Origin of the sequence: uncultured Paenibacillus sp., from assembly GCF_963515335.1 — a bacterium.
GTDB lineage: Bacteria > Bacillota > Bacilli > Paenibacillales > Paenibacillaceae > Paenibacillus_I.
This window is the reverse complement of record NZ_CAUPYC010000054.1, coordinates 21,289-28,002: the sequence shown is the minus strand read 5'-3', so window position 1 is coordinate 28,002 and position 6,714 is coordinate 21,289. Positions and strand designations below refer to the sequence as shown.

Genomic DNA, 6,714 nt, shown 5'->3' with positions numbered 1-6,714 from the left:
GAGCGGGGAAGAACTTCAGCCAACTTTACATTCGCATCCGGTTTTCAGGGCGCAATGCTCTGCAAGCATCACCGTTTGGTGGCGATGGCGGAGGGGATCCACGCGTTCCCATCCCGAACACTACCGTTAAGCCCTCCAGCGCCGATGGTACTTGGACCGCAGGGTCCCGGGAGAGTAGGACGTTGCCAAGCACGAACAAACCCGTTAAGTCTGCCTGTTCGGCAGCGCTTAACGGGTTTTTTTGTCGTGTCCGCCAGAATCGTCCTGTTCTGGCGGAAACTCCTTCGAGGCGGAACGGCGCCTCGCGCTCATACTATAAGCATCCAGATATCATGAGGTGGTACTGTTGCGGCGGCACGCTTTTCCACGGTTGATTACCGTTCTGTTACTGTTTATTCTGTGTCTTGCCGCCTGCAGGCAGGCCGATCGCGCGATACCTCCTTCAGACACGATATCTCCGTTTGCTCCCACAAACGCGACAGAACCGGAAAAGCACGTCCGACCGGGAACGATTGCCAGGCCAAAACCTTTGGGCAGGCTGCAACCGGAACTGCCCGATCATTCTTATAAAAATCGCCGTGAACAAGCCTTCCGATCGTTAAGGTAAAGACTTTAAAAGCCTTCTTTTTCCGTCAAGCCAACGAACCCGGTGTCGTCTTGACAGCCCTATACCCCTCTGCTAATATTGCAATAATATGCGCGGGGGGAACGTCATTTTCGCTTCGTAATACGTAATCAGGGAGGAACATCATCGTGTGGGAAACTAAGTTCGCCAAGGAAGGGCTGACGTTCGATGACGTGCTGCTCGTCCCTCGGAAGTCGGAGGTGCTGCCGCGGGAGGTCGATGTGTCGGTAAGGCTGGGCGCTGCGGTCAAGCTCAACATTCCGCTTATCAGCGCCGGCATGGATACCGTCACCGAGGCCGCTTTGGCGATTGCGATAGCACGGGAGGGCGGCGTCGGCATCATCCATAAAAATATGTCGGTGGCGCAGCAGGCCGAAGAGGTGGATCGGGTCAAAAGATCGGAGAGCGGCGTCATTACGAACCCGTTCTCGCTGACGCCCGAGCACCATGTGTATGACGCGGAGGAGCTGATGGGCAAATACCGGATCTCCGGCGTGCCGATCGTTAACAAGGAGCAGAAGCTTGTCGGCATTCTGACGAATCGCGACCTTCGGTTCGTGCACGACTATTCGATCAAAATCCAGGAAGTCATGACGCATGAGAAATTGGTCACGGCACCGGTCGGCACGACGCTTCAGGAGGCCGAAGTGCTGCTCCAGAAGCATAAGATCGAGAAGCTGCCATTGGTGGATGAGACGAATACGCTGAAAGGGCTTATCACGATCAAGGATATCGAGAAAGCGATCCAGTTCCCGAATGCCGCCAAGGATGCGCAAGGGCGCCTGTTGTGCGGCGCGGCGGTCGGCATCTCGAAGGATACGTTTGAACGGGCGGAAGCTCTGGTACAGGCGGGAGTGGACGTACTCGTCGTCGATTCGGCGCACGGTCACCATGTGAACATCATTGAAACCGTCCGCAGCTTGCGGGGCAACTATCCGGAACTGACGATTATTGCCGGCAACGTCGCGACGGGCGACGCGACGCGTGACCTTATCGAAGCAGGCGCGTCCGTCATTAAGGTCGGTATCGGTCCGGGCTCCATCTGCACGACGCGCGTTATCGCCGGCATCGGCGTGCCGCAAATAACGGCGATCTATGATTGCGCTACGGTGGCGCGGGAATACGGAATACCGATCATCGCCGACGGCGGAATCAAATATTCCGGGGACATCACCAAGGCGATCGCCTCGGGCGCCAGCTGCATTATGATCGGCAGTCTTTTTGCAGGCACGGAAGAGAGCCCGGGTGAATCGGAAATTTACCAGGGGCGCCGGTTCAAAGTGTACCGCGGCATGGGCTCGCTCGGCGCGATGAAGGAAGGCAGCAAGGACCGCTATTTCCAGGAAAACGAGAACAAGCTGGTGCCGGAAGGCATCGAGGGACGGGTAGCCTACAAAGGGCCGTTGGCTGACACGGTTCACCAGCTCATCGGCGGACTGCGTTCCGGTATGGGATACTGCGGCACCAAGACGATTGAAGAGCTGCGCAACGATACGCAATTCGTGCGCATTACCGGCGCCGGCTTGCGGGAGAGCCATCCGCACGATGTCCAAATCACGAAGGAAGCACCCAACTATTCCATGTAATCGAGCTGACTCGGCAACGGGATGCGAGGGCAGACAGGATCGGGCCGGCGGACCGCCGCGCCGCCTGTCTGTCTTTTTCGCATATCGACAAATTTTGACGTTTCCTCTATCAACCTGCCATTGGTCGGTTTTCTCCTACTAGGGTCTGTGTTACAATTAGGAACGGACAAACTAATGGATAAGGGGAGAATGGGAAGTTGAAATGGAATCGCAAGGCGGCCGTGTGGAGAAGGGCCGTTTCCAGCTTTTTAGCCGTATGGATGGTAGTCATGACATTTGGTTCGATCGCCTCGTATGCGGAGAGCGACGGCCAATCGGATACAGGTGCAGGTTCCGCCCCGGTGCAGGGAGGCTCGTTTACCCTCGGCGACAGCGTCGCGTCGGCGATTCTGATGGATGCCGCAACCGGCCAGGTGCTGTATGAGCAGAATGCGGACGCATCGCGCCCGCCGGCCAGTATGACCAAGATGATGACCGAGTATATTGTGCTTCAAAAAATCAAGAACAAGCAGCTGGCCTGGGATACAATGGTAACTACGAGTAAGGAAGCGGCATCGACGCCGCCGGATGGTTCGCAGATCTATCTGGCGGAAGGCGACGTGCACTCGGTTAAGGATTTGTACATCGCGATGGCGGTCGGCTCCGCGAACGACGCGACGATCGCGCTGGCGTCCTACCTCGGGGGCTCAGAGGCCGGCTTCGTGGATATCATGAATGAAACGGCAAGCAAACTGGGCCTGAAGACTGCAAAATTCACCGGTTCGACCGGATTGCAGGAGGATACGCTCATTTCCGCGCGCGACATGGCCAAGTTGGCGCAAATCATTCTGAAGGATTACCCGGAGTTTCTCGAGTACTCCAGTATCCCCACCTATAAGTTTCGTCCGCGGGATACGGCGCCGATGGTGAACTGGAACTGGATGCTCGCCTCCAACAAGGACGTCACGAACTTCAAGCAGTTCGCTTATGAAGGCGTAGACGGCATGAAGACAGGTTATATCGGGGCTTCCGGCTATAATTTTACGGGAACCGCGGAACGCAACGGCATGCGCTTGATCAGCGTCGTGATGGGAGCCAAGACGATACAGTCGCGCTTTTTTGAAACGGCGAAGCTGTTCGATTACGGCTTCAACAACTTCGAGTCGAAAACCATCGTGGCGCCGAAGTCGGTAGTAGAAAACGTCAAGACGGTCAAAATAAACAAAGGCGTCAAGACTACTGTTCCGGTCGTCACCGAAACGGATGTCACATTCCTGGTACGCAAAGGCGGCGAGCCGAAGGTAGAGGTGCTTGAGACGAAAGTGAAGCCGGCGGATCAACTGGTCGCACCGATCGCGGCGGGGCAGCAGGTCGGCACGGTCACTTACGCCTACACGGATGACGGGGGCAAGCAGCTGCAGAAAACGGTCAATCTGGTGGCGGCGGATGAAGTGAAAAAAGGAAGCTGGTGGCGGTTGATGTTCCGCGGCATCCGCAACTTCTTCGCGGGACTGTTCACCGGTATCGTTGATTTGTTCTAGGCGATAAACAGTCTCCGGGCGGCTTGTAGCCAGTGGCCGGTTGATGTAAAATATTAGTTTAGTACAATTCAGAACGTTCGAGAATCGGGAGGATAAGATCGATGGCGATTGAAACGGGAACAACAACGGTTAAACGCGGTATGGCGGAAATGCAAAAAGGCGGCGTCATCATGGACGTGATGAACGCCGAGCAGGCGAAAATCGCCGAGGCGGCCGGTGCCGTAGCCGTTATGGCGCTTGAGCGGGTGCCTTCGGAAATCCGCGCGGCGGGCGGCGTCGCGCGCATGGTTGATCCGACGATGGTGGAAGAGGTCATGAAGGTCGTCTCGATTCCGGTTATGGCCAAAGCGCGGATCGGCCATTACGTAGAAGCGAAGGTGCTGGAATCGCTCGGCGTCGACTACATTGACGAGAGCGAAGTGCTGACGCCGGCCGACGACGTGTTCCACATCGACAAGCATGAGTTTACGGTGCCGTTCGTCTGCGGCGCGAAGGATCTGGGCGAAGCGCTTCGCCGTATTCAGGAAGGCGCGTCGATGCTCCGCACCAAGGGCGAGCCGGGAACCGGCAACATCGTCGAAGCGGTGCGCCATATGCGTCTGATCACGGGTCAAATCCGCAAAGTGCAGGGCATGTCCAAGGACGAGCTTTTCAACGAGGCGAAGGTATTGGGTGTGCCGTACGATTTGCTGCTCGGCGTGCACCAAACCGGCAAGCTGCCGGTCGTCAACTTCGCGGCGGGCGGCGTAGCCACGCCTTCTGACGCCGCATTGATGATGCATCTCGGCGCGGACGGCGTATTCGTCGGCTCCGGCATTTTCAAATCGGACAGCCCGGAGAAGTTCGCCAAAGCGATCGTCGAGGCGACAACCCACTATGACGATTATAAGCTTATTGCGGAAGTGTCGAAGAACCTCGGCACGCCGATGAAGGGCATCGAAATTTCCAAGCTGGTCGGCTCCGACCGGATGCAGGACCGCAGCCTGTAAGCGGCTGGGGCGATCCATCGGCCACACGCTCACACGGCAAGGCAGAAAGGCGTGACAACGATATGAAAATTGGCGTGCTGGCGCTGCAAGGCGCGGTAGCGGAACATATGCGCAGTTTGGAGCGGGCGGGCGCGGAAGCCGTCGCGGTGAAACGGACCAAGCAGCTGGAAGAGCTTCAAGGCATCGTCATTCCCGGCGGGGAGAGCACGACGATCGGCAAGCTGATGCGCAAATACGGGTTCATGGACGCGATTCGCGATTTCGCCGGACGAGGGAAGCCCGTATTCGGGACTTGCGCGGGATTGATCGTCCTGGCCGATAAGATCGAAGGCCAGGAAGAGGCGCACCTCGGGCTGATGAATATGACGGTGGCCCGCAACGCGTTCGGTCGGCAGCGGGAAAGCTTCGAGACCGAGCTGCGGGTAAAAGGGCTGAATGAGCCGCTGCGCGCCGTGTTCATTCGCGCTCCCCTTATTAAGCAAGTCGGCGAAGGCGTGGATGTGCTGTCCACCCACAACGGCGAGATCGTGACGGCCCGGCAAGGGCATTTGCTTGCTTGTTCGTACCACCCGGAGCTCACGGACGATTACGCGCTGCATGCGTATTTTCTGTCCATGGCGAAGGAAGCCGTCGGCGCGAACTGAACGGCGGTCAGGTAACATCCACACCCTTAGAGAGGGGCTTCTATAATCCGTGTTAGACGTAAAGCTGTTTCGCAACGATTTTGATAGAGTGAAGCAAGCGCTGGCCGACCGCCGGAAGCCGTTCGAGCTGATCGCCGGCTTTCCGGATCTGGACGCGAGGCGGCTCGGCGTGCTGCAGGAGGCGGAGCAGCTCAAAAACCGCCGCAACACGGTCTCGCAAGAGGTGGCCAAGCTGAAAAAAAGCGGCGGCGACGCGGAGGCGTTGATTCTCGAAATGCGTGAGGTCGGCGATCGGATCAAAGCGCTGGACGACGAGCTGCGCGAAGTGGAGGCGCAGATCGACGAGCTGATGCTGTCGGTGCCCAATATCCCGCATGAGAGCGTGCCGGTCGGTGCGTCGGAAGAAGACAATGTCGAGATTCGCAAGCATGGCGAGCCGCGCCGGTTCGCCGAATTCGAGCCGAAGGCGCATTGGGATTTGGCGGCCGAGCTCGGCATCCTCGATTTCGAGGCTGCGGCGAAGGTGACCGGCTCCCGGTTTGTTTTTTATCGCGGACTGGGCGCGCGCCTGGAACGGGCGCTGATCAGCTTTATGATGGATCTTCACAGCGACCGGCATGGTTATGTGGAGCTTCTCCCCCCGCAGATCGTCAACCGGGACAGTCTGATCGGCACCGGGCAGCTTCCGAAGTTCGAGGAGGATTTGTTCAAGCTGGCCGGGACCGAGTATTATTTGATCCCGACCGCCGAGGTGCCGGTGACGAACATTCACCGGGACGAGATTCTTGATGCGGAGCAGCTCCCCAAGTATTACACGGCCTACTCCGCGTGCTTCCGTTCTGAAGCCGGGGCGGCCGGACGCGATACGCGCGGTCTGATTCGGCAGCATCAATTCAACAAAGTCGAGCTGATTAAGTTCACCAAGCCGGAGGATTCGTACGCCGAGCTGGAGTCGATGACCGCCAACGCGGAGAAGGTGCTGCAGCTGCTGGGCCTTCCCTACCGGGTGCTCGCGCTCTGCACCGGCGATATGGGCTTTTCTTCGGCCAAAACGTACGATCTGGAGGTATGGCTGCCGAGCGGCGGTTCCTATCGCGAAATATCTTCCTGCTCGAATGTGGAGGACTTTCAGGCCCGCCGGGCGGGGATCCGGTTCCGCCGCGAGCCCAAGAGCAAGCCGGAATTCGTTCACACGCTGAACGGATCGGGCTTGGCGGTCGGCCGTACGGTTGCCGCCGTACTCGAAAATTATCAGCAAGCCGACGGGTCAGTGACGATTCCGGAAGTGCTTCGCCCCTATATGGGCGGGCTGGACGCCATCCGGAAAGGCTGATCGGCCGGAAATCGGTA

5 protein-coding genes and 1 rRNA gene are annotated in these 6,714 nt (G+C 58.1%); all 6 read left to right on the top strand.

Annotated features, from left to right (window positions below; genetic code table 11):
* Nucleotides 1-74: 74 nt before the first annotated feature.
* The 6 genes from rrf (at nucleotide 75) to serS (ending at nucleotide 6,697) form a co-directional block, all read left to right on the top strand.
* Nucleotides 75-191 (top strand): 5S ribosomal RNA (rrf, locus tag RWM61_RS15450).
* A gap of 562 nt (nucleotides 192-753) precedes the next feature.
* Nucleotides 754-2,211, top strand: coding sequence for an IMP dehydrogenase (guaB, locus tag RWM61_RS15445; protein ID WP_314002365.1), 1,458 nt, complete (start codon nucleotides 754-756; stop codon nucleotides 2,209-2,211).
* A gap of 197 nt (nucleotides 2,212-2,408) precedes the next feature.
* Complete coding sequence (locus RWM61_RS15440) at nucleotides 2,409-3,731, top strand: D-alanyl-D-alanine carboxypeptidase family protein (RefSeq protein ID WP_314002363.1); 1,323 nt, start codon at nucleotides 2,409-2,411, stop codon at nucleotides 3,729-3,731.
* Between the two features lie 101 nt (nucleotides 3,732-3,832).
* Nucleotides 3,833-4,720, top strand: coding sequence for a pyridoxal 5'-phosphate synthase lyase subunit PdxS (gene pdxS / locus RWM61_RS15435; RefSeq protein ID WP_314002361.1), 888 nt, complete (start codon nucleotides 3,833-3,835; stop codon nucleotides 4,718-4,720).
* Between the two features lie 62 nt (nucleotides 4,721-4,782).
* On the top strand, nucleotides 4,783-5,364 hold the full coding sequence (gene pdxT / locus RWM61_RS15430) for a pyridoxal 5'-phosphate synthase glutaminase subunit PdxT (RefSeq protein WP_314002359.1): 582 nt from the start codon (nucleotides 4,783-4,785) through the stop codon (nucleotides 5,362-5,364).
* A gap of 49 nt (nucleotides 5,365-5,413) precedes the next feature.
* On the top strand, nucleotides 5,414-6,697 hold the full coding sequence (gene serS / locus RWM61_RS15425; RefSeq protein WP_314002357.1) for a serine--tRNA ligase: 1,284 nt from the start codon (nucleotides 5,414-5,416) through the stop codon (nucleotides 6,695-6,697).
* Nucleotides 6,698-6,714: the final 17 nt, after the last annotated feature.